The 23,601-nt window shown below is 66.5% G+C and carries 21 protein-coding genes; 12 read left to right on the top strand and 9 right to left on the bottom strand.

Annotated features, from left to right (window positions below):
* Positions 1 to 53: 53 nt before the first annotated feature.
* Positions 54 to 350 (bottom strand): hypothetical protein, encoded by a 297-nt coding sequence (locus JWN03_RS34280; protein ID WP_297623789.1) that lies wholly within the window; start codon positions 348 to 350, stop codon positions 54 to 56.
* Entirely contained in the window at positions 337 to 561 is a 225-nt protein-coding gene (locus JWN03_RS34275; RefSeq protein WP_297623787.1) for a hypothetical protein, read from the bottom strand. Before JWN03_RS34275 ends, JWN03_RS34280 begins: the two co-directional genes overlap by 14 nt.
* Before the next feature lie 123 nt (positions 562 to 684).
* Between JWN03_RS34275 and JWN03_RS34270 the strand changes: the two genes are divergently transcribed.
* Positions 685 to 1,464 (top strand): alpha/beta fold hydrolase, encoded by a 780-nt coding sequence (locus JWN03_RS34270; RefSeq protein WP_297623784.1) that lies wholly within the window; start codon positions 685 to 687, stop codon positions 1,462 to 1,464.
* Positions 1,465 to 1,477: 13 nt separating this feature from the next.
* The gene (locus JWN03_RS34265; RefSeq protein ID WP_297623781.1) at positions 1,478 to 2,224 is read left to right on the top strand and encodes a crotonase/enoyl-CoA hydratase family protein; all 747 of its coding nucleotides are present in this window, start codon (positions 1,478 to 1,480) and stop codon (positions 2,222 to 2,224) included.
* Positions 2,225 to 2,227: 3 nt separating this feature from the next.
* On the opposite strand, the gene JWN03_RS34260 is transcribed toward JWN03_RS34265, so the two are convergent.
* Complete coding sequence (locus tag JWN03_RS34260; RefSeq protein WP_297623778.1) at positions 2,228 to 3,151, bottom strand: NAD-dependent epimerase/dehydratase family protein; 924 nt, start codon at positions 3,149 to 3,151, stop codon at positions 2,228 to 2,230.
* A 110-nt stretch (positions 3,152 to 3,261) separates the two neighbouring features.
* On the opposite strand from JWN03_RS34260, the gene JWN03_RS34255 reads away from it, so the two are divergent.
* From JWN03_RS34255 to JWN03_RS34245, 3 genes are all read left to right on the top strand, one after another.
* A complete protein-coding gene (locus JWN03_RS34255; RefSeq protein WP_297623775.1) occupies positions 3,262 to 4,203 on the top strand; it encodes a GlxA family transcriptional regulator in 942 nt (313 codons plus the stop codon).
* Positions 4,204 to 4,530: 327 nt separating this feature from the next.
* Complete coding sequence (locus JWN03_RS34250) at positions 4,531 to 5,589, top strand: DUF4185 domain-containing protein (RefSeq protein WP_441343113.1); 1,059 nt, start codon at positions 4,531 to 4,533, stop codon at positions 5,587 to 5,589.
* A gap of 198 nt (positions 5,590 to 5,787) precedes the next feature.
* Complete coding sequence (locus JWN03_RS34245) at positions 5,788 to 6,489, top strand: class I SAM-dependent methyltransferase (RefSeq protein ID WP_297623768.1); 702 nt, start codon at positions 5,788 to 5,790, stop codon at positions 6,487 to 6,489.
* A gap of 109 nt (positions 6,490 to 6,598) precedes the next feature.
* Here the strand turns inward: JWN03_RS34245 and JWN03_RS34240 are convergent, their stop codons facing one another.
* The gene (locus JWN03_RS34240; protein ID WP_297623765.1) at positions 6,599 to 7,204 is read right to left on the bottom strand and encodes an alpha/beta hydrolase family protein; all 606 of its coding nucleotides are present in this window, start codon (positions 7,202 to 7,204) and stop codon (positions 6,599 to 6,601) included.
* 358 nt (positions 7,205 to 7,562) lie between these two features.
* Here JWN03_RS34240 and JWN03_RS34235 point away from each other — a divergent pair, with 358 nt between their 5' ends.
* The gene (locus JWN03_RS34235) at positions 7,563 to 9,389 is read left to right on the top strand and encodes an acyl-CoA dehydrogenase (RefSeq protein ID WP_297623762.1); all 1,827 of its coding nucleotides are present in this window, start codon (positions 7,563 to 7,565) and stop codon (positions 9,387 to 9,389) included.
* 163 nt (positions 9,390 to 9,552) lie between these two features.
* The gene (locus JWN03_RS34230; RefSeq protein WP_297623760.1) at positions 9,553 to 9,954 is read left to right on the top strand and encodes a VOC family protein; all 402 of its coding nucleotides are present in this window, start codon (positions 9,553 to 9,555) and stop codon (positions 9,952 to 9,954) included.
* 1 nt (position 9,955) lies between these two features.
* On the opposite strand, the gene JWN03_RS34225 is transcribed toward JWN03_RS34230, so the two are convergent.
* The gene (locus tag JWN03_RS34225; RefSeq protein ID WP_297623757.1) at positions 9,956 to 11,578 is read right to left on the bottom strand and encodes a VanW family protein; all 1,623 of its coding nucleotides are present in this window, start codon (positions 11,576 to 11,578) and stop codon (positions 9,956 to 9,958) included.
* Between the two features lie 336 nt (positions 11,579 to 11,914).
* Between JWN03_RS34225 and gnd the strand changes: the two genes are divergently transcribed.
* Positions 11,915 to 12,943 carry a phosphogluconate dehydrogenase (NAD(+)-dependent, decarboxylating) gene (gene gnd, locus JWN03_RS34220; protein ID WP_297623754.1) on the top strand — a complete coding sequence of 343 codons (1,029 nt, stop codon included), beginning with the start codon at positions 11,915 to 11,917 and terminating at the stop codon, positions 12,941 to 12,943.
* 196 nt (positions 12,944 to 13,139) lie between these two features.
* Here gnd and JWN03_RS34215 read toward each other — a convergent pair whose 3' ends face one another.
* Together JWN03_RS34215 and JWN03_RS34210 are read right to left on the bottom strand one after the other, a co-directional pair.
* Positions 13,140 to 14,465, bottom strand: coding sequence for a lipase family protein (locus JWN03_RS34215; protein WP_297623751.1), 1,326 nt, complete (start codon positions 14,463 to 14,465; stop codon positions 13,140 to 13,142).
* A gap of 2 nt (positions 14,466 to 14,467) precedes the next feature.
* Entirely contained in the window at positions 14,468 to 15,772 is a 1,305-nt protein-coding gene (locus tag JWN03_RS34210; protein WP_297623747.1) for a hypothetical protein, read from the bottom strand.
* 350 nt (positions 15,773 to 16,122) lie between these two features.
* On the opposite strand from JWN03_RS34210, the gene JWN03_RS34205 reads away from it, so the two are divergent.
* The 3 genes from JWN03_RS34205 to JWN03_RS34195 all read left to right on the top strand — a co-directional run bounded on the left by JWN03_RS34205 (position 16,123) and on the right by JWN03_RS34195 (position 19,586).
* Positions 16,123 to 17,286: a glycoside hydrolase family 3 N-terminal domain-containing protein gene (locus JWN03_RS34205; RefSeq protein WP_297623744.1), complete on the top strand. Its 1,164-nt coding sequence runs from the start codon at positions 16,123 to 16,125 to the stop codon at positions 17,284 to 17,286.
* Between the two features lie 98 nt (positions 17,287 to 17,384).
* On the top strand, positions 17,385 to 17,993 hold the full coding sequence (locus JWN03_RS34200) for a TetR/AcrR family transcriptional regulator (RefSeq protein ID WP_297623742.1): 609 nt from the start codon (positions 17,385 to 17,387) through the stop codon (positions 17,991 to 17,993).
* A 105-nt stretch (positions 17,994 to 18,098) separates the two neighbouring features.
* On the top strand, positions 18,099 to 19,586 hold the full coding sequence (locus JWN03_RS34195; RefSeq protein ID WP_297623739.1) for a DUF5685 family protein: 1,488 nt from the start codon (positions 18,099 to 18,101) through the stop codon (positions 19,584 to 19,586).
* A 441-nt stretch (positions 19,587 to 20,027) separates the two neighbouring features.
* On the opposite strand, the gene JWN03_RS34190 is transcribed toward JWN03_RS34195, so the two are convergent.
* Together JWN03_RS34190 and JWN03_RS34185 are read right to left on the bottom strand one after the other, a co-directional pair.
* The gene (locus JWN03_RS34190; RefSeq protein ID WP_297623737.1) at positions 20,028 to 20,897 is read right to left on the bottom strand and encodes a MaoC family dehydratase; all 870 of its coding nucleotides are present in this window, start codon (positions 20,895 to 20,897) and stop codon (positions 20,028 to 20,030) included.
* Complete coding sequence (locus JWN03_RS34185) at positions 20,894 to 22,252, bottom strand: 3-oxoacyl-ACP reductase (protein WP_297623734.1); 1,359 nt, start codon at positions 22,250 to 22,252, stop codon at positions 20,894 to 20,896. The genes JWN03_RS34190 and JWN03_RS34185 overlap by 4 nt, the downstream gene beginning before the upstream one ends.
* Positions 22,253 to 22,444: 192 nt before the next feature.
* Between JWN03_RS34185 and JWN03_RS34180 the strand changes: the two genes are divergently transcribed.
* The coding region (locus tag JWN03_RS34180; protein WP_297623732.1) for an acetyl-CoA C-acetyltransferase at positions 22,445 to 23,601 on the top strand (1,157 nt) is incomplete at its 3' end.

The raw sequence follows: 23,601 nt of genomic DNA, 5'->3' as shown, positions 1-23,601 counted from the left end.
TCCTCAATTCTCACGAAGGACGTCTCACGAAGGACGGTTCGGCCGGAACGATCTCACAGATCCATGGCCGCGCGCAGCGCTGTGTCGATTCGCTCCGCGGTCTCGCTGTCCACCGTGTCTATCCGCTCGGCGAGCCAATCCCGATAGATACGACCGAGATTGCCCGCGTGCACCCAGCCGTGGCCGGGAATCGGCACCGCGAGAATGTCGAGCGGATCGGCGTCCATCACCTCCGCGGCGATGAGCCACGGGCGCAGCGACTCATTGATGCCGTCACTGCTGATGAGAAGAATATTGCGCACCCGCGCGGAGCCGTGCGGGTGATAGACCCAGAGTTCACCCCTGCGCACGCAACTCCTTCTCGGCGGCGGCCAGTTCGCTTTCGTCGGCGGCGGCGAGCTGTATCGGATCCATGACCGGACCGCAACCGGTGCGCACTGCTTCGCGGCGCGCGGCACGGGATATCCAGGCGGAGGGCGATATACCCGCGCGGGCCGCGGCCTGCTCGGCATAAGCCCAGGACGCCTCATCCAGAGAGAGAGTCACCTTACGGGTTGCCATACCTTTTATCGTACCTCCGGAATTCGGTGATTTCCCCGGTTCCACCAGCCCGGACCCGTGTTGGCAACCCGTCAACGACTGTTAGGGTGAGGTCGGCAACAGCATCTCGGCGGGGAGTCGGTCATGACGAAGTTGAACCATCACCGGTCCGGTAGCGGCGACCCGCTGGTCCTCGTGCACGGCGTCGGCAGCCGCTGGCAGGTGTGGGCGCCGATCATCGACACCCTCGCCGAATCCTTCGAGGTGATCGCGGTGGATCTGCCCGGCTTCGGCGGCAGCGAGCCACTGCCGAACACCACGGTCTCCACCCTCGCCGACGCGCTCGTCGACTTCCTCGCCGCCGAAGGCATCGAAAACCCGCACCTGGCAGGCAATTCCATGGGCGGCGGCATCGTCCTGGACCTCGCCGCGCGCGGATTGGCCCGCTCGGTCACCGCCTACTCCCCCATCGCATTCTGGGATACCGCCGGCCGGGTCTGGTGCCAGCAGTCGCTCGGCCGGGCCAAAACACTCACCAGGGTGCTGGGCCCGGCCGTCCCGGCGATACTCGGCAATGCGGCGGGCCGCACCACCTTCCTGAGCCTGATCTTCGGCAAGCCGTGGGCGGTGGACCCGCAGGTCTGCGTCGATACCGTCGAGGGCATGCTCGGCGCGCAGGGCTTCGACGCCGCGCTGGCCTCGTTCACCGGCTTCCGCCTCCCCGACCGGACGGCGCTCGAGAGCATCCCGATCACCATCGCGTGGGGCAGCCGTGACATTCTGCTCACGTACGCCACCCAGGCACGACGCGCCCGGGAGGTACTGCCCGGCGCTCGGCATGTCACGCTGCACGGCAGCGGCCACACGCCGTTCTACGACGACCCGGCCGGCTGCGCCCGGCTCCTGCTGGACCAGCTCGGATGAGAACAGGAACACCGTGAGCAATAACGTCTCCCTGCGTTTCGAGGGCAACCGCGCCTACGTCGCCCTCGACCGGCCGGACAAGCACAACGGCCTCACCATCGAGATGCTCCGCGAGCTGGCACAGGTTGCACGAATTATCGAGCGCCGCAAGGATATTCGCGCCGTCATCCTGTCCGGCAAGGGTCCGAGCTTCTCCTCCGGCCTGGATATCGCCAAGGCCATGGGTAATCCACTCGCCATCATCCGCGCCTTCGTACCCCTGCCCTGGACCGGCACCAATGTCTTCCAGGAGGCGTGCTGGGCGTGGCGGCGCCTGCCACAGCCGGTGATCGCCGTGGTGCACGGCCGCTGCTACGGCGGCGGTCTGCAATTGGCGCTGGCCGCCGACTTCCGTTTTGTCACACCGGATTCCGAATTCTCGGTCATGGAGGCCAAGCACGGTCTCATCCCCGATATGACCGGCGCGGCCACCCTGTCCCGCCTCATCGGCATCGATCAGGCGCTGCTGCTCACCATGACCGCCGATCCGGTCGACGCCGCCTACGCCGAGCGCATCGGCCTGGTCACCGAGGTGAGCGCCGACCCGCTGGCCGCCGCCGAAAAGCTGGCCGATCGCATTGCCGCCCGCCCGGCGCACGCGGTCGCGAGCGCCAAGAAGCTCTTCGACCGCACCTGGACGGGATCGGTGCGCCGCACGCTCGCCATCGAACGCGCCACCCAGCTGCCGCTGATCATTCGGCAAGCGCTGAACAAGGGCTGATCGTCAGACCGCTGCGGCAGCCGTGACGGTTTCGGCGATCACCGCGTCGATCGGGGTGGCGGACAGTCCGAAGGTGCGCTCGGTCAGGGTCGAGTCCAGCAGGTCGGGATGTTCTAGGGCGTAGTACATCTCGATCATCTCGGCGACAATCGGATCCACCGCACCGGCCCAGGCCAGCTCGGTGCGCGTCATCGGGGTGAGCTCCGGTTCGGGCAGACCCGCCGCCGCGGCAAAGCGGTTCGTCAACTCGCGCACCGAGATCCGGCTGGACGGCACATGCCAGGCCCGGCCCCAGGAGCGATCGTCGCGAGCCACCGCGGCCAGTGTCTGCGCCACATCCCCGACATAGGACCAGGTCTTGGCGACATCCAGATCACCGGGATACGAAACCGGGGCACCGGCAAGCAGATTCGGCAGCACGAACATGTTGTACACCGAGGTCGCCGCATCCCGCCCGAGGAAGGCCGACGCGCGCACCTCGGTGACCCGTGCCCGGCCCGCCTCGTGCGCGGCGAGCGCATCGAGCCACATCTGCGCGCGCACAGCACCTTTCACCGCGATCGGCGCCATCGGCAGATCCTCGGTGAAGGACCCGTTGACCTGCCCGTACCCGTAGGTGTTGCTGAGCGAGACATAACCCGCACCCGTCCGCTCGGCCGCGGTGACGAGGGCCGCGCCGATCGGCGGGAATTCGGCGGGCCACCGGTTGTACGCCGGCCAGGTGGTATTGACGAGGCTCGCGGCCCCGCGCGCCAATTCGGTCATACGGTCCGCATCGGTGGTGTCGCCGACGGCCAGTTCGATGCCGGGATGGTCCGGTCCGAGCCCGCGCCGGCTGACCAGGCGGACCTGTTCGCCGGCCTCGGCCAAGATCAGCGCGGCACGGCTTCCGGTACCCCCGGCACCGGCGATTACATGCAGAGACATCGCGATTCACTCCTTCACGGGCCACCCGGTGGCGGCCTGCGAATCCACTCTGCCGAGCCCGGCCGCCATAGAGTAGTGGCTGGAATGCCATATACCCCAAGGATCGAGCCATGCACAGGATCGCGGTTCTCGCAGTACCGCCGGTGACCAATTTCGACCTGTCGATTCCGGAGGTGGTCTTCCCCGCCGTGATGATCGACGACCGCCCCGGCTACGAGGTGGTGGTCTGCACCGCCGACCCGGGGATCGTGCCCGGCTACAGCGGTACCGCGGTCGTGATCGAGCACGGGCTGGACGCGATCGCGGCGGCCGATACGGTCATCGTCACCGGCACCGGCGCCCGCGAATTCGGTGATCCGCGCGTGCTGGAGGCGCTCGGAACCGCTGCCGCCCAGGGCAAACGGATCGCCTCGATCTGCACCGGCGCATTCGTGCTCGCCCAGGCCGGGCTGCTCGACGGCCGCCCCGCCACCACGTATTGGCTGTTCTCCCAGGAGATGCGGGAGCGCTTCCCCGCGGTAGACCTGCAACCCGATGTGCTCTTCGTCGACGACGGGCAGATTCTCACCTCCGCCGGTCTGGCCGCGGGAATCGACCTGTGCCTGCACATGATTCGCGCCGACTACGGTGCGGTCGCCGCGAATGCGGTGGCGCGGCTGGCCGTCGTCGCACCGATCCGGCCGGGCGGCCAGGCGCAGTTCATCGAAACCCCGCTCCCGCCGGAGACCGGCACTTCACTTGCGGCGACCCGGGATTGGGCGCTGCAGCGACTCGATCAGCGACTTGCGCTGCGGGACTTGGCGGCCCACGCTCACGTCAGCACCCGCACCCTCACCCGCCGTTTCCGCGAGGAGACGGGCGCCAGCCCGCTGCAATGGCTGCTGCATCAGCGCATCGATCGGGCACGGGAGCTGCTGGAAGCGACGGGACTGCCCATCGAGGAGGTGGCCCGGCGCGCGGGTCTGGGCACCGCCGAATCCCTGCGGCTGCATCTGGCGCGGCGCAATGGACTTTCGCCCAGCGCTTACCGGACGTCCTTCAGCCGCCGCTAGCCGATTGTCGAGAGGCGGTCCCGAAGAGCGGGCATACGACGTAGGGTGGCCTCGAATGTGCGACACAGCGTCTCTGATCGTGCGGCCGACCCACGAATCGTGGTACCAATTTATGAATGTAAGCCAATTCACGGCAAACAATTTGATCGGGCGCCCCGCAAGCCCCAGTTCCGCTGTTAGCATTTTCACACTTTGCCAGCGAGTCGAACACAGTGTGCGGCCCGTCACATACCGTGTGGTCCGCGCATATTCGGCGAGAACCGGAGGACCCACGCTTTGAACAAGACCGCCCCCCTCCTGCTGTCCGCCATCGCAGGTGCTACGGCCTTGATCCTAACCGTGACCGGACCGGCCGCGGCCAACCCGAATGCCATCAACCCCATCCCGGTGCTCAACGGCACCAACGGCCTGCCCAACCTCCCCGGGCGCACCAAGGCCGTCTTCCAGGTGACCGGGATGCAGAGCCCCAACAACACGCAGAACTACAACGTGTTGGGCACCGATCTCGGCATCATGTGGGACAACGGCAACGGCGAAATGCTCACCACCTTCGGTGACACTGCCGGACTCGGACTACCGAACCTGCTGGCCGGCAGCATGTGGGCCTGGCGGTCCAACATCCTGGTGCGCTCGCACACCCAGAACCCGGCCAACGGCATCTACTTCGACAGCGTGGTGCGCGACATCTTCGGTCAGGCCCGGGATCTCATCCCCAGCCCCAAGATTCCGTTCCTGGAGATCAGCCGCATCCCCACCGCTGCCATCTCGGTCGGCAATACCCAGTTCATGAGCCTCATGTCGGTGAAGAGCTGGGATGACGTCGGCCAGTGGACCACCAACTACTCCGGCCTCGCCGCCTCCGGCGACAATGGCGAGACCTGGGCCGAACTGCCCGCGACTCGCCGTCCCGACGACGGCGGCAATGCCAACTTCCAGATGAACTCGTTCGTGAAGAACGGCGGATTCGTCTACGAATACGGCACCCCCTCCGGGCGCAACCATGCGGCATACGTCGCTCGCGTGCCGGAAGCCCAGATCGGCGATCTCGGCGCCTACGAATACTGGTGCGGCGACCAGTGGAAGAAGGGCGACGTCGACGGCGCCACCCCGGTGATCGGCGGCGGTGTCGCCGAGATGTCGGTGCAGTGGAACGACTACCTCGGGCAATACATCATGCTCACCACGGACCCGTGGAACTCGGTCGTCATGTACCGGGCGCCCAGTCCGGAAGGCCCGTGGAGCCCGCCCGAGGTGCTCATCGACACGCGCGAACTCCCCACCGCCTACGCGCCGTCGATCTTCCCGTACCAGTCCGGTCGTGACCTGTACTTCCTCACGACCGTGCACAGCCAGTACAACGTGGTTCTGATGCACACCACGCTGTAGCGCAGCATCCAGCTCGGAACTTCGGCCCCGAACACGCAAGCGTGTTCGGGGCCGAAGTGTGTAAGGGGCGAACGGGCCTCGGCCGTCCACAGTCGATACGACCCGGCCGATACGGGGCTGCGCGCGCATCGCACCCCGGCGGGACTGCTCTCATCGCGGCCGAATCGGGTGGCGGCGGCTGCTCATAGACTCGAGGCCATGGATGCCGCCGCGTGGGACGAGTACTACAGCCGCACCGAATTGGTGTGGGGTGCACCGCCGGACGACACGGTCGTCGAGCAGGTGTTCGGGCTGGAGCGCCGGCTGCCGCCCGGTCCGAGGGGCATCGGGGACCCGAGGCCGGAATTGCCGCGCGTGCTGGACCTGGGCTGCGGGGAGGGCCGCAATGCGCTCTGGCTGGCCACCCACGGCTGGCAGGTGGATGCCGTCGATTACTCGCAGGTTGCCATCGACAAGGGACGCACGGTGGCCTCCCGGCTCTCGCGTTCGGTGCGCGGCCGAATCCACTGGCGCCACGCCGACGTGACCGAATTGGAGCCGGCCGAATTCACCGGCCCCTACGAGCTCATTCTCATGGCCTTCCTGCATCTGCCCGCGGACGACCGCCGCGCCCTGCTGCTGCGCGCCGCCGAACTGCTCGCCCCCGAGGGCACGCTGCTGGTCCTGGGCAACGACACCCTCAATCTGACAGAAGGCTATGGCGGAGAACAGGATCCGTCCGCGGTCTTCACCCCGGACGATATCGCCGCCGAACTCGGCCCGGCCGGCGACGACATCCGCATCCGGGTGGCCGACCGCGTGCACCGCCCCACCGAGGAACGCGACGCCATCGACGCCCTGGTCGTGGCCCACAAAACCACCCCCGCCCCGCCCCCCGAGCAGCCCGCTCTGGAAGCCTGAGCGCCCACGCCGAGTACGCAATACGAATCCATATCAACCGAACAGCCCCTATCGCGATCGCACAACCCTTATAGGTGCTGTTCGATTCGGACTCGGGCTGTTCGGCAAGTCAGGGAGCGGACCAGCGTTCGAGCCAGGGGGTTGCGGTGGCGGCGATTTCTTCGAAGCCGGAGCGGTAGGAGTGCGCTTGGCCGGGGATGATGTGGACTTCGGCGGCGTCGGCAGGGCCGGGGATGCCGAAAGGGTCTCGGGCGCCGTTGATTACGACCACCTGGATGGGGCCGGGGGCGAGGAGTTCCTCGCGGCGGGATTTCTCCGGTTTGCCGGGAGGATGGAGCGGGAAGGACAGTGCGAGCACACCGCGGGCATCGACCGCACGCGCCGTCCGGCAGGCGACTCGAGCGCCATTGCTGCGCCCACCCTGTATGAGCGGAACACCGCGAAACTTCTTGCGTACCAAGGCAATGATCTCCACCCAGGCCGCGTCCTGCACCTCCGCTCTGCCCGGCGCGCGACGGCCCGCCACCCGGTACGGCTGCGTCACCAGCACTACCGCACCGCCCAGCTCCAGCGCCGAATCACGCACAACCAGCAGATCTTTCGCATCGGTTCCGCCGCCGGAACCGTGGGTCAGCACCAGCAGGAACGCGGGCGGCTTCCGGCCGGGCCGCGCGATATCGACCTCCGCCGGTCCGGCACTCGTTTCGATGCGCACAGCACACGCTAACCAGCGATCCGGCCCGCACCGGTGCGGCACACCGCCTCGTTGTTCCGGTCGGTACCACTCGCGTGCGGCGCACTCGGCATCTGCGCCTACTGGACGCTGTAAAGCACAGCCCTGACGAGCGCTGACGGGCCTACCGCCCATCCGTCCCGAATGTACGCATGAGCGGCGCGGGTGCTTCTGGTCACATTGGGCGAGATCATCTTGGCGAGTCCCTTACCCGTGGGTAACATGGCACTTAAGTTACCCGTCAGTAGAACTGCTGTTTTACGGTGTCTATCGAGGGCCTAACGGGCGGGAACGGGCAAACCGAACCGCACCCATCTCAACGGAGAGTGAGTCGACGACCATGGGTCACTACAAAGCCAACGTGCGCGACCTCGAGTTCAACCTCTTCGAGGTACTCGGCCTGGGCACCCTGCTGGACAGCGGCGCCTACGGCGACCTCGACACCGATACCGCGCGCGAAATGCTCGCCGAGGTCAAGCGTCTGGCCGAAGGCCCGCTCGCCGACTCGTTCGTCGACGGCGACCGCAACCCGCCCACGTTCGATCCCGAGACGCACACCGTCACTCTCCCCGAGTCCTTCAAGAAGTCCTACCGCGCCCTGCAGGACGGCGAGTGGGCCAAGGTCGGCGTCCGTGAGGAGCTCGGCGGCCTCGGCGCCCCAAGCGCGCTCACCTGGGCACTCGGCGAAATGATCCTCGGCGCCAACCCGCCGGCTCAGATGTACGCCGCCGGTGCGGGTTTCGCGCAGGTCTTCTACAACAACGGCACCGACGAGCAGAAGAAGTGGGCTCAGAAGATCGCCGACCGCAACTGGGGCGCCACCATGGTGCTGACCGAGCCGGACGCCGGCTCCGATGTCGGCGCCGGTCGCACCAAGGCCGTGCAGCAGGAAGACGGCACCTGGCACATCGAGGGCGTCAAACGCTTCATCACCTCGGGCGACTCCGACGACCTCTTCGAGAACATCATGCACCTGGTGCTGGCTCGCCCCGAGGGCGCCGGACCGGGCACCAAGGGCCTGTCGCTGTTCTACGTACCGAAGTTCCACTTCGACTTCGACACCGACACCCTCGGTGAGCGCAACGGCGTGTTCGTCACCAATGTCGAGCACAAGATGGGCATCAAGGTTTCGGCCACCTGTGAGGTCACCTTCGGCGGCCACGGCGTGCCCGCCAAGGGCTGGCTGGTCGGCGAGGTCCACAACGGCATCGCGCAGATGTTCGACGTCATCGAGAACGCTCGAATGATGGTGGGCACCAAGGCCATCGCCACCCTGTCGACCGGTTACCTGAATGCGCTGGAGTACGCCAAGATCCGCGTGCAGGGCGCTGACCTGACCCAGATGACCGATAAGGCCGCCCCGCGCGTCACCATCACGCACCACCCGGATGTGCGTCGCTCGCTGGCCACCCAGAAGGCGTACGCCGAGGGCCTGCGCGCCATCTACCTCTACACCGCCGCGCACCAGAACGAGGATGTCGCGCAGCTGGTTTCGGGCGCCGACAAGGAACTGGCGTTCCGCGTCAACGACCTGCTGCTGCCGATCGTCAAGGGTGTCGGCTCCGAGCGGGCCTACCAGTACCTGACCGAATCGCTGCAGACCTTCGGTGGCTCCGGCTTCCTGCAGGACTACCCGATCGAGCAGTACATTCGCGACGCCAAGATCGACTCGCTGTACGAGGGCACCACCGCCATCCAGGCGCAGGACTTCTTCTTCCGCAAGATCGCCCGCGATCGCGGTGTGGCGCTGGCCCACGTGGCCGGCCAGGTGCAGAAGTTCATCGAGCGTGAGGGTGGCAACGGCCGCCTGAAGGCCGAGCGCAAGCTGCTCGCCACCGCCCTCGAAGATGTGCAGGGCATGGCCGCCACCCTGACCGGGCACCTGATGGGCGCCCAGCAGGACCCGAAGGAGCTCTACAAGGTCGGCCTGGGCAGCGTCCGCTTCCTGATGTCCGTCGGCGACCTGCTCATCGGCTGGCAGCTGCTGCAGCAGGCCGAAATCGCCATCAAGGCCCTCGATAACGGCTCCACCGAGGCGTTCTACACCGGCAAGATCGCGACCGCGCAGTTCTTCGCGCGCAATATCCTGCCCGAGCTGACCTCCACCCGCACCGTGCTGTCGAACCTCGACAACGACATCATGGAGCTCGACGAGGCCGCGTTCTAAGAACGCGCACACCACTTTCCATACCGGAAAACACAGAGCGGCCCGGATTATCCGGGCCGCTCTGCTGTTTCCGGAGCAGCTCGGAAATTTGCCTGTTTCGTCGGGCAGATCACCACGAAAGTCCCTGTGCCGTAGCCGGATCGCCGGAGTAACGTCTGAAGGTATGGGACTTTCGGTGGAACGTTTCGATCACATCGTCCTCAATTGCCGCGACGTCGCGGCCACCGCCGCCTGGTACGAACAGGTGCTCGGCATGCGGGTCGAGAAATTCGGCCCGCGCGGCCGCACCGCACTGGCCTTCGGCACTCAGAAGATCAATCTGAGACCGCTCGGCGCACTCGATCTGGACCCGGAATGGACCACGGGCGCGGTCGAAGCGGCCGGGTCCGAAGACCTCTGCTTCATCACCACCCTCACGCCGGAACAGGTCCGCGCACACCTGATTTCGTGCGGGGTCGAGATCACCAACGGGCCGGTGACCAAGATCGGCGCACTCGGCGAGATGGTGTCGCACTACTGCCGCGACCTCGACGGGAATCTCATCGAGATCGCCGTCTATCCCTGATCTACTCGCAGGTGACGACCGGAATGGGGTCGTACTTCACCGTGCGCGTGTGACGGTAGATCTCCCTACCGGTATCGGCGGCGCGGATCACCCGGGTATCGGAGGTGGTGAAACCCGGTGCGCCGTCGGAGGCGATGCAGTTCTTGCCCTTGGGGAGAGTGACCGTCTTCGGTTCCGTCGGCTTCGTGCGGTCACCGGTGATCGATTCGACCTCAACGGTTTTGGTGCTCCACATGCGGACCGTCAGCTCGGAACCGCCGGCGAGGGTTTCGATGTAGACGCCGTAGGGGGTGTTGTTGCGGAACTTCAGGTCGATGGCGCCGTCGAAGACCGTAGCCTCACGGGCGGCGGGATAGCGGGAGATGTAGTAGCTGTGCTCGGTATGGCCCGCGTCCTCGAGACCGGCGAAATACGCCGCGTTGTAGAGGGTGGTGGCGAATTGGCTGATGCCGCCGCCGACCGCCACATCGGGCCGGCCGTTATTGATGATGCCGGACTCCACATAGCCCTGTTCGACGCCGCGGGTACCGGTGAAGTCATTGAGCGAGAAGGTATCTCCGGGCCGCACCAGCGCGCCGTCGACCTTGCGGGCCACGGTGCGGATATTCACGCCCGAGGGCCCGCTGAATCCGCCGGTGGTGAACGAGCCGATCACCTGGATGACACCGAGTTTCTCGGCATCAGCGGTGGGCAGTGCCGGCTGCGCCGGTTCGTAGACGACGGCCTCGGCCCGGTCGCCGGGCGCAACCAGCAGTGCGGGCAGCCCTTCGAAGGTCTTGTCCCACTTGATGGTCTCGCCCACCACGGCGGGCACCACGGACGCCCGGCTGCCGGACAGCGCGAAGGTCGCGTCCTTCGGCGCCACCTCGGTGGACTTCAATTGCGGTTCGAGCACAGCGACCAAGGCGTCGCTGTTGTACGAGACGGCGAGTGCGCCCTGGTCGTTCGGGTGGAAGGAGAGTGCGGCGGCGAGCAGCGCGGGCTCCAGGACGGCATCACCACCCTTGCCGGTAAAGGTGATCGGGCCGCGAACCGCGGGCTGCGCGATCTCGCGCAGCGCCTTGTCCACTGCCGCTGCGGATACTCGCGCCGGGGTCTCGGTGACGGGCAGGGCCAGTACGGAACCGTCGGCCCAGTGTTCGGCCAGCGCGGTCCGGGCGGCGGGCACATCGAGTACTCGACCGGGCACGGGCCGCACCGGCACCGGCCTGTCCTGCTCGAAGACGATGCCGCCTTCGACGGGCTGCCGGTCGTGAGCGCGCAGCACGTTCAACTGCCTGGCCATGGCGGCATCGCCGATCACGGTGGCGGGCTCCACCTTTCGGGTCCCGAAGAACGACCGCAGCCGGGTGAAGGGGTTCACGGGCTGGCCGCCGATACGATCCCAGGTCTCGTCCCAATCCAGCGACAGACCGGCGTCGTGCGGTACCAGGGTGGTCCGCACGTCACCGATCGTGACCGTGAGTGGTTGTACGGCACGCGGATTCAAAGTGGTTTCCAGCCGGGTCTGCGCCTGCGACCGATCCTGTCCGCCGATATCGATTCCGGCAACCTGCACGCCGCGCGGCACCTGTCCGGACGACAGTGACCAGTCCACGGCGAAGGCAATACCGCCCACGGCCATCAGCACACCTGCAGCAATACCAACCCTGCGGGCTGTGAACACAAAAAATCCTTCCAGGCGAGGAAATAGCTATCTTCTCGCAACATAGAATAAGGACAAAAAGAAGCTCCGTGCGGTTGCCGGGTCGGGGGTCTGGCAACAGCACGGAGCCACCCCGTCTATCGACGCCTGCTCAGAGGCGTTACATACCTTGCCCACAAGACCGGAAAAAATTCTCGGCAACCTCGACTGGGACAATCGAGACATAGCCAGATAGCGCCTTACACCCGGCGCCATCACACGCAGCCACGCAGAGCTCGGGGCAGACCGGGCCTCGGGACGACTCCAGGAGACGAGATGCAGCTCGGAATGATCGGGCTCGGCCGGATGGGTGGCAATATCGTGCGCCGCATCGTCCGCGACGGGCACACGGCGGTCGGCTTCGAACGCCACACCGCGCAGATCGACGGACTCACCACCGAGCTCGGCGACAGCTTCTCCGGCACCACGGAGCTGCCGAAATTCATAGCCATGCTGGAAGCCCCGCGCGTCGTATGGGTGATGATCCCGGCGGGCGCGACCGGCGGGGTCATCGACCAGCTCGCCGAATTGCTGGAACCCGGCGATATCGTCATCGACGGCGGCAACAGCCGGTACCACGAGGACATCAAGCGCGCGAAGGCACTGCAGCCCAAGGGTATTCACTATGTCGATATCGGCACCTCGGGTGGCGTTTTCGGTCTCGACCGCGGTTTCTGCCTGATGATCGGCGGCGAGGACACGATCGTCGCCCACCTCGAACCGCTGCTGCAGTCCATCGCCCCGGGTGTCGCCGCCGCACCGCGCACTCCCGGCCGCACCGGCGCACCGTCCACCGCCGAGGAAGGCTATCTGCACTGTGGCCCGGCCGGCGCGGGTCACTTCGTGAAGATGGTGCACAACGGCATCGAATACGGCGCTATGGCCGCGTATTCCGAGGGTATGAACATCCTGCACAAGGCGAATGTCGGCAACCAGCAGGACCAGGAGCATTCGGCCGAGGTCACGCCGCTCGAGAACCCGGAGTTCTACCAGTACGACATCGATATCCCCGAGGTCACCGAGGTGTGGCGGCGTGGTTCGGTGGTCGCCTCCTGGTTGCTCGACCTCACCGCCGCCGCGCTCTACGCCGATCCCAACCTGGACACGTTCGGCGGCCGCGTCTCCGATTCCGGCGAGGGTCGCTGGACCGTCGATGCCGCCATCGACGAGGGCGTGCCCGCACCGGTGCTGTCGGCGGCGCTGTTCCAGCGCTTCTCCTCGCGCGGTGAATCGCTCTACTCCGACAAGGTGCTCTCCGCCATGCGCCAGGCGTTCGGCGGGCATCACGAGCTTCCGAAGCAGTAGTTCACGGCGAAAGTCGTGGCACGGCAGTGGCTCCCGACCTCAGGGTCGGGAGCCACTGCCGATTCAGTTCGATATCGGAAACCGAGATCGGCGTCAGAAGCCGAGGGCCTGCGCTGCCATTTTCGCGACCGCGAGCGGCCCGAAGGTGAGCAGGTAGACCACGCCATCCACTATTGCCATCATCAGCGCATCACTCTCAGTCGAAGTTGTTGTCGATCCAGTCGATGGTCTGCATGCCGAACAGGTCGACACCCCATCCGTACATATCGGTGATGAAGCGCTCCATGCTGCAGTCCGTGGGCGCATAGGTGACGTCGGTCCCCTGCGAGCGATAGGTGCCGGCCAGATCCCGGGCGTCCTTGGCGGGCACCAGCGACATCGGCGAATCATCCTTGGCGCACGAGGAGATCATGATCTTCGACTTCGGTGTTCCATTGCGCCCCAGCACATTGTTCTGGAAGGCGCGCTGGAAATCCGGTTCGTCGGCGGGATTGCGCCCGGAGTTGAACAGCGCCTCCATCGGCACGAAAGGCAGGCCGAAGTAGGCCGGGACCTGGCACTGGGTGCGATAGAAATTCGCCAGCGCCTGTCCGGCCGGATTGAGCTTGGCGTTCACCTGCATCTCCGGGTACCACGGCTCCAGCCCGAGCAGGGTCGCCAGTCCGAAACCGGATCCGACCGAGCCGCTGGTGACGCGCATGAAGCCGGCCGGATCGACCACCATGCCCTCGAGCACGGTCGATTTGATGTTCAGCTCCGGCGCGTAGACCGGGGCCATCTCGGCCGAGAATGCCGCTCCGACACCGCCGCCGGCGATTCCGAACATGCCGATCTGGGTCTTCGTGCTCAGGCCCGCCTCGGGCAGGCGCAAAGCCGCACGCGCGCCGTCCAATTGGGCGTGGCCGGCATAGCTGCCGACGAAGACGCCGTGCGGATTGCGATCCGCGTCATTGCCGACATCGGAGGTCATGACCGCGTAGCCCTTGTCGAACATGAGCGCCAGCGGGCCCAGCGCGGACCACGACGAACCGTCCAGCGGCGCGCCACCGGTCCACTGCGTACTCGGATGACAGGACCAGCCGACGCTGTCGTTGGCCTCCTGATAGGAGATCAACCGGCGCTCCGAGGCGGGCTTGCCGTCCTTCGGGATCATCAGGATGCCGGTGCTGATGACCGGGGTGGCACCGTCGGGTGCGGTGGTCACGTACATCAGCTTGTAGGCCTCGACGGTGCGCGGCTTCACGCCCAGGAACATCACGTCCACCGGCTTGGACTTCAGAATGGTGCCGGGTTGCTCCGCGCCGGTGAGCGAAGGCTCCTGGTAGAAGGGATCATTCGCGAGCAGCGCCTCGAATTTCTCTTCCGGCGAGGCGTTTTCGGCGGTGTCCAGGGTGCCGATCACAAAACCGTTGAAGATCCGGTCGGGTCCGGGCACCGGATTGACGGGATCGGCCGCCGCAGTGGCGATCCCGGTGAGCATGAGCGCCACGGCCAGCAGCGGTGCGGGCAGTTTCCAACGCATGATCAATGCACCGTCGCTTCCACATTCGTCGGGTTCGTATTCGATGGGGATGCATTCAACGGGGTGACCTGAAGTTGACGCGCGGCGGATTCGAGCAGCTGCGAAATGTTCAGCAGCGGGCGATGCGATTCCATCTGCACCGCATAGGGCGTGCGCATGGCGGCTTCCAGTGCAGGCCAATTGTTCTCGACCTGGAAGCGGTACTTGGGCAGCAGTTCGGTGGTGATGTAGTCCCAGCGCGAGTCCAGGACCGCCCAATTCCATTCCGGCAGTGGCAGCGTCAGCAGGGCGCCGCGACCGTCGGCCGAGGTGAACGGGATGCGCACCGGATCGAATTCACGCGGCGGAGTGACGCCGGCGACGGAGGGTGAACCGGCCGCGCCGCTGACATAGGTGATCGCCTCACCGATATCGCCCTTGTAGGAGCGCACTTCGTCCCATTGGCGGCCGATGGCCCACTGCTGTTCGCGGCGCAGCAGCACACCGTTGCCGGCGGCGATGCGATCGGCGTCGCCGGAGGCGACATCACGCCAGGCGCCCAGAATGTCGTCGCCGAACAGACCGGCGGCGCGGAGCTCCTCCAGGGCCGGCAGCCCCGCGGTGACGTAGGCGTCGTGCATGGGCATCAGGTCCGAGAAGATGTTCTTCTGCATCACCAGGATCATCCCGATGATGTAGCGCACGTCATCGGGCGTGATGTTCGGACCGGCGGAAGCCAGCGCGCGCAGACCGCTGGGCAGCTGTGCCACCGCATCCGGCCCGGCCGCCCGTTGCACCGCGCCCATTACGGAGCGGGCCGACTCCGAAAGCCCCGGCAGGCCATAGATATCCGAGCCCATCAGCTCGAAATCGATGAGCCCGCCGCCGAAATCGGCGCCGACCTGACCACCCATTCCGGCCCACTGCAATTCGCGATGCGCGAGCTGCAGGTCCTCGTAGTAGCGGTAGGACTTGATCAGATTGTCGCGATTGGCCTGCACTCCGGTGCGCGGATTCCAAGCGGCCAAATCGATTCCGGCCTTGCCGGTCGCGTCGACCAGCCAGTACTGGTACAGCAGGGCGGCATACCGCGTCGGCGAAATGCCTTGGGCACGAGCCTCATCGAGGAGCCTGCCGAGTTCTGCGCGGTCATAGGGCAGGGCGGCATTTACGCCGCCCGGCGCCTGCGCCGCATCCCGGTTGGTGAGCGGAAGGTCGAGGTAGCGGTCCACATCGCTCGCGGTGGCGGGACCGGCGCTCGCGAGTGCGAGCCCGATCGCCGCGGCCATGCCGAGCGTGGCCGTGCGGAATAACGCACTTATACGCATTTTGATCCGGTTCTCCCTACGTTTCTCGCCGGACCGAATCGGCTGCTATAGGTAGCCGAAACGATGCTAAATGCTGAAGCACGGCGATTTTCGATGCCTTGACATCCGTCGGTACCGAACAGCGCCCCCGCCGCTCCGATTCAACCAACAGAAAACATACGCAGTTGACACCACCTGCCAGACGTATGAACGGCACGCTACTAGCAGGCGGGTGCGCATAGGAAATTCTCATCTGTGTTGATTGCCACATATTCGCTGCATGCAGATCACCAGCGAACGACGCGCCGCAGAAGGTCGCAACACGTGTCCGCGATAGGCAGTGGCCGCGACGGTCGCTACCGTCGGGGGTCATGCGCAACCTTCCGGTTCTCGTACTGGCTATGACCGCCGTCGTGCTGACCGCATGCTCGGGCGGCAGCTCCGCCCCCTCGACCCAATCGTCATCGACCACAACGGGATCCAGCGGCGGCACTACGCCGCCGTCCACCACACCTGCCCCGCAGGATTGCAATGCCGCGTATCTGGGGCAGTTCACGCAGCGCCAGAAGCTCGCGCAGCTGCTCACCGTGGGTGTCACCGGCGAGGCAGACGCCGAGAACGTGGTGCGCACCGAGCAGGTCGGCGGAGTCTTCGTCGGCGGCTGGACCGATAAGGCACTGCTGGCCCAGGACCAGATCGCGAAGGTGCAAGCCGCCTCGCGCACGCCGGTGATGGTCACCATCGACGAAGAAGGCGGCCGGGTTTCGCGGGTGAAGGACCTGATCGGCGCCGCACCCTCCGCGCGCGAGATCGCGAAGACCATGAGCGTGGACGAGTTCTACACCTTCAGCCTCGACCGCGCGAAAAAGCTGAAGGCGCTGGGCGTCACCGTGGATTTCGCGCCCGATACCGATGTGAGCAGCCAGCCCGATGATTCGGTGATCGGCGACCGCTCCTTCTCCGATGATCCGAATGTGGTGGTGCAGTACGCGGGAACGTTCATTCGCGCGCTGCACGATGCCGGCGTCGGCACCGTCATGAAGCATTTCCCGGGCCACGGTTCGGGTTCCGGCGACTCGCACACCGGCGCGGTGCGCACTCCGCCGCTGGATCAGATGCAGACCTCGGATCTGGTGCCGTTCCGCAAGCTGATCGACTCCGGCTCGGCGGTCATGGTCGGGCATCTGGATGTGCCCGGACTGACCGAGCCGAATGTCCCCGCGAGCATCAGCAAAGAGGCGATGGCGCTGCTGCGCCAGGGCACCGGATACGGCGCAGACCCCTTCGACGGGGTGATCTTCACCGATGATCTGGGCGGCATGGCGGCCATCACGGCCCGCATGAGCATCGAGGATGCGGTCGAGGCCGCGCTGGTCGCGGGGGCCGACAATGCCCTGTGGATCACCACGGACGCGGTATCCAAGGTGCTGGACCGGCTGGTCGACGCGGTACAGAGTGGCCGCTTACCGGGAAGCCAGGTAGATGCTTCGGTCCTTCGCATGGCAAAGTTCAAGGGCACCGCTCCACACTGCTGAGCGCCTTTGTGGCGAATCACCGGCAATTCGCACTCGCGGAACTTACCTTGGAGTAAGATAGGAGCTTCGACGTGTATTAGCACGGTCTAGGAGAGTGGATGGCAGGCGGAACGAAGCGGCTTCCACGCGCGGTACGTGAGCAACAGATGCTCGACGCCGCCGTGGAGGTCTTCTCGCGCAAGGGGTACCACGACACCTCCATGGATGCCATCGCCGCCGAGGCGAAGATCTCCAAACCCATGCTGTACCTGTACTACGGCTCCAAGGACGAGCTCTTCCGGGCGTGCATCCACCGGGAGAGCATGCGGTTCATCGAGGCCGTGGCGGTTGCGGGCAATCCCAAGCTCACCCCGCACGAGCAATTGCGGGCCGGCCTGGAGGCCTTCCTGTCCTACGTCGACCAGAATCGGCTGTCCTGGCAGGTCCTCTATCGGCAAGCACTCGGTCAGCAACCCTTCGCCTCGGAAATCTCCAATAGCCGGGACCGGGTCATCGAGCTCACCGCGAAGCTGCTCGAGTCCAGCGCCAAGTACGCCGAACCGGGCACCGACTTCGAGGTCGTCTCGGTGGCGGTCATCGGTGCGGGCGAGGCCATTGCCGATCGTGTCGCCAGCGGGACCGTCGATATGGCCCAGGCCGTGGACCTGCTCGACACGCTCGCCTGGCGCGGTCTGTCCGGTAAGAAGAAGGAAATACAGGAGGCGTAGCCCGCTCGCCTTGCAAGCCTCGTTAACGCCTGCCACAGTCGCACGGATTGTGTTGTAGGACGGCCGGTTCGATACGGCCGGGAACGGGGACGCAGGTTGTTCGGGTTGCTCAAACCGTGTGCGCACGGCGCAGCGCAGTACGGTATCGAATCCACCAGTTGGCAAACTCATATGTGCGGGCTCTGCCTGGGGTTGCGGGACGGGCACGGCCAGTTGGCCCGGGCCGCGACCAATACCGATGCCATTGTGCTCGGCGTGCTCACCGAGGCGCAGCAGCTACAGCCCGCCGCCCGCGCCACCGCCGGTCCGTGCCCACTGCGCGGTATGCGGCGCGCGAGTGTCGCTCCGGCGGACTCCCCCGGTATCCAGCTGGCCGCCACCGCGTCACTGCTGTTGGGCGCGGCCAAGATTCGCGATCACATCGACGACGCCGACACCCGCCGCATCTCCGAACGACCGCTCGCCCGTGTCTCCGAGCGCTGGCGCAGCCGAGCGCAGGCCGCCGCCGCGCCGATCGGCTTGGATATCGAACCCCTCATCGCCGCAATCGAATCCCAGGCTCGGCTGGAAGCCGCCGCGTCAAGTTATCCACAATCGTCCACAACCGCTGCACGCCTGGAACTTCTGGACGGCCTGACCGCTCCGACACAGTTGTGTGCGGCAGAACTCTTCGCGCACACCGCGATTCTGGCGGGACGCCCCGAAAATGCCGAGGCGCTACGGGAGGCCGGCCGGCACTTCGGCCGCATCGCCCATCTGGCCGATGCCCTGGAGGACATCGAAGCGGACCGCGCGGCAGGCAAATTCAATCCGCTCACAGCCACCGGTACAACTGTGGATGAAGCGCATACCCTACTGCGCGAATCGAATTCGATCCTGAAGGCGGCGCTGAAGCAGGTCGCCCTGGAGCGTGTCGCCACCGTGCGCTGGATGCTGCTCGACCCGCTCAACAGCGTAATCCGCAAGCTGGGCAGGGATTCCGGCATCATCCACACCTGCACCACCCACACCTGCCGTACCGACCACACCGCGAAACCCCCTGCACCCCTCCCCTATCCGCAGTCACTGACAAGCCAGAGTTATCCACAGGGCCCAAACTATCCACAGGGCCCCGCCTGCCCCCAAGGCCCTGGTCAACCGAATCCCGGCTATCCCCGATCCCAGGGTTATCCACAGGTACCCACCAACCCGAACCCCGCATACTCCGATGGCCCTGGAGGTCCCCCGTACTTCGGTGGCCCTGGGGGTCCTGGTGTGCCCATCAGCCCAGGAGGTGGAGGTCCAGGTGGCCCTGGCGGTCCATGGGGTCCGGGCGGCCCCGGGGGTCCGCAAGGCCCCGGGGGTCCGCAAGGCCCCGGCGGTCCCGGTTACCCGCCACCGCAGCGAAACGGGCTGTGGGTCGGCCTCGGGATCGTCTGCCTGCAGTACTGCACCTGCTATGCCTGCTGTGCCGAACACACCAGTCCGTGCAGCGGAGAGCGCAAGAAGAGCTGGGCCGACCGCGGCTGCTGCGACGGTTGCGACCCTGGCTGCGATGGTTGCTGCGACTGCTGCAACTGCTGCGACTGCTGCGATTGCGATTGCGGCTGCTGAACCCAACCCGACGCACCGAACAGCGTGTATCAGCATCGAGCAGCCCTCACCGGGGCTGTTTGACACCGGCGGGAGCTGTGCGATCGATGGCGGGGGCTGTGCGGTCGACGATGGTGCGGAAACGTAAAAGCCGCGCGCCAATTCGCTGACCGGATGTAGAAACCCCTGCGTGGCGACATACGGTTGCGAATCGGTGCGCGGCTCTCGCCCCACCCATGGGGGCCACGCCGTCGAACGGCCCGACAGTACCTGTGGTTGTCGGGCGCTGTGGTGGTTCGGAAACCACCGGGCCAGCGCGACCCCGGGTCTTCAGTTGTTCTGTCTCGAATTTGCCACGACCGGCGGCGCCGTGTGGCCTCGGTGCGCCATCGTCGCGGCGGTGACGCCATGCTACGCCGAGCCCGGCCGGGAGCGGGTGGTCGCTACCGGCCGGGCCGCGGCTCAGCGGACGGTGGCGGTGAGGTGCGGGAAACCCTTCTTCGGGTTCTTGAGCGCCAGATCCCAGCCGCCCGCGACCTGGTCGGTGTAGACGTTGACCGTCGACGGCAGGAAGATCGGCTTACCGAATTTCACTGCGTAGGTGGCCTTTTCGGGGATCCGACCCTCGATATTGCCGAGGATGTTCGCCGCCGACCACATGCCGTGCGCGATCGGCTTCGGGAAGCCGAAAGCCTTGGCGCCCAGGGCGGAGGTGTGGATCGGATTGTGGTCACCGGAGGCCGCCGCATACCGGCTGATCGTCTTCTGATCGACCCGGATCGTGCGGAACGGCGCCGGCGGCACCTCGTCCGGCTTGGGCTCGGGCTTGGGCCCGCCCGACAGCGAGGTGCGCTGCTGGTGCAGGAAGGTGGTGACCTGCCGCCACACCAGTTCCCGGCCGACACTGATCTCGGTGACGGCATCCACGAGCAGACCCTTGGGGTGCTCACGCAGGTTCTCGATATGGGTCTCGAAATCCAGCGGCTCGGCGACCGAGATCTCCCGGGTCCGCTCGATCACGTTCTCCGCGTGCACCGCGCCGACCGCGACGAACGGGAAGTCGCGAGCGACGACCAGCTGCATCGCGAGCGGGAAGCTGAGCACGAACGGGTAGGTCAGCGGCAGTGAATCATTGAACCGCAGCCCGGTCGCCCGGCAGTACGCCGCCAGGTGATCCGGATCGACCTTGAAGCCCTCGAGCCGGACGGTCCGGTCGGGCACGGTGGACTTGCGGGCCGACAGCCCGGGCACCGGCACCGCGCCGAGCGCGGCCTTCACGAACAGACTGGTGTTCTTCGGCGCCTCCGTGAGCTTGATGGTCTGGCTCATCATGCTCCGATCAGGCTCTGGCCGCAGACGCGAACGATATTGCCGCTCACCGCATTCGACGCCGGCGAGGCGAAGTAGGCGATGGTCTCGGCGACGTCGATGGTCTGGCCGCCCTGCAGCAGCGAGCTCATCAGGCGGCCGGCCTCACGGGTGGCGAGCGGGATCGCGGCGGTCATGGCGGTCTCGATGAAGCCCGGCGCGACGGCGTTGATGGTGATGCCCTTCTCCGCCAGCTTCGGGGCCTCGGCGTTCACCATGCCGATGACACCCGCCTTGGAGGTGCCGTAGTTGGTCTGACCGCGGTTGCCCGCGACACCGGCGATGGAGGACACGTCGATGACGCGGCCACCGGACTTGAGCGCACCCGCGGCCACCAGGCCCTCGGTAATGCGGTGCGGCGCAGCCAGGTTCACATTGATGACCGAGTTCCAGCGGCCCTCGTCCATGTTCGCGAGCAACTTGTCGCGGGTGATGCCGGCGTTGTGCACGATGATGTCGATGCCGCCGAAGCGCTCAGTGGCGAAGGCGGCCAGCTTCTCGGCGGCGTCGGGCGAGGTGACGTCGAGCGCGAGGGCGGTGCCGCCGACCTTGTTGGCGGTGTCGGACAGCGCCTCACCGGCGGCCGGGATATCGGCCACGATGACGGTGGCGCCGTCGCGAGCGAACACCTCCGCGATCGTCGCGCCGATGCCGCGCGCGGCGCCGGTGACCACGGCGACCTTGCCCGCGAGGGGCTTGTCCCAGCTGGCCGGGGCGGTGGAGTCGTCCTTGCCGACGCGGAAGACCTGGCCGTCGACGAAGGCCGACTTGCCCGAAAGAATAAAGCGCAGAGTGGATTCCAGGCCGGTGGCGGTGGCAGCGGCCTCCGGGTGCAGGTACACCAGGTTGCCGGTGGAGCCGCGCAGCAGTTCCTTGGCGATCGAGCGGCTGAAGCCTTCGAGGGCGCGCTGCGCGATCTGCTCGTCGACGGTCGCGGTCAGCTCGGGCGTGGTGCCGATGACCAGGACACGGCCGGACGCGCCGAGGCTGCGCAGGGCGGGCTGGTAGAACTCGAAAAGCTGCTGCAGTTCTTCGATGCTGCGAATGCCGGTGGCGTCGAACACCAGCGCGCCGAGCTTCACGCCCGGGGTGACGGAGTCGGCGAAGTCGTAGTCCGACAGCAGATTCCGCGCGGCGTCGGCGACGCGGCCCTTGCCGCCGAGCAGCACCGGACCGGCGAGCGCGGGCTGACCGGCGACGTAGCGGCGCAGGTTCTCCGGCTTCGGCAGGCCCAGCTTGCCCGCGAGGAACGCGCCGGGCGCGGAGTGGATGAACGATCCGTACAGGTTGGGAGCGCCCTTGCTCTTGCTGGCTGCCACTGTTCCTACCTTCTCTGTCTCGGGATTGTCCGTCTCGTACGTCCCGGCCCGGAGCGGTTTCGGCCACAGCCGGGGGTACGGTGTCGACAAATGAACTTACTCCAGAGTAAGTTTAATGTAAACCGATCGCCGCCGGTCCCGCGGGATCGATGCGAGTACGGAAATCCACCCGACGAGACACTGGAGACTCGAGTGACCACCAAAGCCCGTTCGGCGAAGCCCGCGGCGCAGCCCGCGGACAGGACAGCCAAGACCGCCAAGCAGGCCAAGCCTGTTGCAATCCTCGGCGGCAACCGGATTCCGTTCGCCCGCTCCGACGGCAAGTACGCACACGCCTCCAACCAGGATATGTTCACCGCCGCGCTGAACGGCCTGGTCAGCCGGTTCGGGCTGCAGGGCGAACGCCTCGGCATGGTGGTCGGCGGCGCTGTCCTCAAGCGGGTCGGCGAGCACGGCATGATCCGCGAGAGCGTGCTCGGCTCCACCCTGTCTCCGTACACCCCGGCCCACGATCTGCAGCTCGCCTGCGGCACCGGCCTGCAGGCCATTCAGACCGTGGCCGACGGAATCGCGCTGGGCCGCTTCGAGGCCGGCGTCGGCGGCGGCACCGACACCACCTCCGATGCGCCCATCGGCGTCAGCGAGAGCATGCGCGAGTGGATGCTCGACGCCAACCGCGCCAAGAACAACAAGGACTACGCCAAGCTGGTCGGCCGCCTGCGCCCGTCCATGGTCGGCATCGAGATCCCGCGCAATGCCGAACCGCGCACCGGATTGTCGATGGGCGAGCACGCCGCCATCACCGCCAAGGAATTCGGCATCGCCCGCGAGGCCCAGGACGAGCTGGCCTACCTGTCGCACCGGAATATGGCCGCCGCCTATGACCGTGGCTTCATGGACGACCTCATCACCCCGTTCCTCGGGCTGACTCGCGACGACAACCTGCGTCCCGGCTCGACCATCGAGAAGCTGTCCACCCTGAAGCCGGTCTTCGGCGTCAAGGCGGGCGATGCCACCATGACCGCGGGCAACTCCACCCCGCTGACCGACGGCGCCTCCGCGGTGCTGCTCTCCAGCGACGAGTGGGCCGCCGCGCACAAGCTGTCGCCGCTGGCCTACCTGGTCGACTCCGAGGTCGCCGCGGTCGATTACATCCACGGACCGGACGGGTTGCTCATGGCCCCGACCTACGCGGTGCCGCGCATGCTGGCCCGTAACGGCCTGACGCTGCAGGACTTCGACTACTACGAGATCCACGAGGCCTTCGCCTCCGTGGTGCTCGCCACCCTGCAGGGCTGGGAGTCGGACCAGTACTGCAAGGAGCGCCTGGGCCTGGACGGCGCGCTGGG

Source organism: Nocardia sp. (genome assembly GCF_025465275.1).
In the GTDB taxonomy this organism is placed as follows: Bacteria; Actinomycetota; Actinomycetes; order Mycobacteriales; family Mycobacteriaceae; genus Nocardia.
The sequence above is the reverse complement of the archived record's forward strand: the minus strand, read 5'-3'. Positions and strand labels throughout refer to the sequence as shown.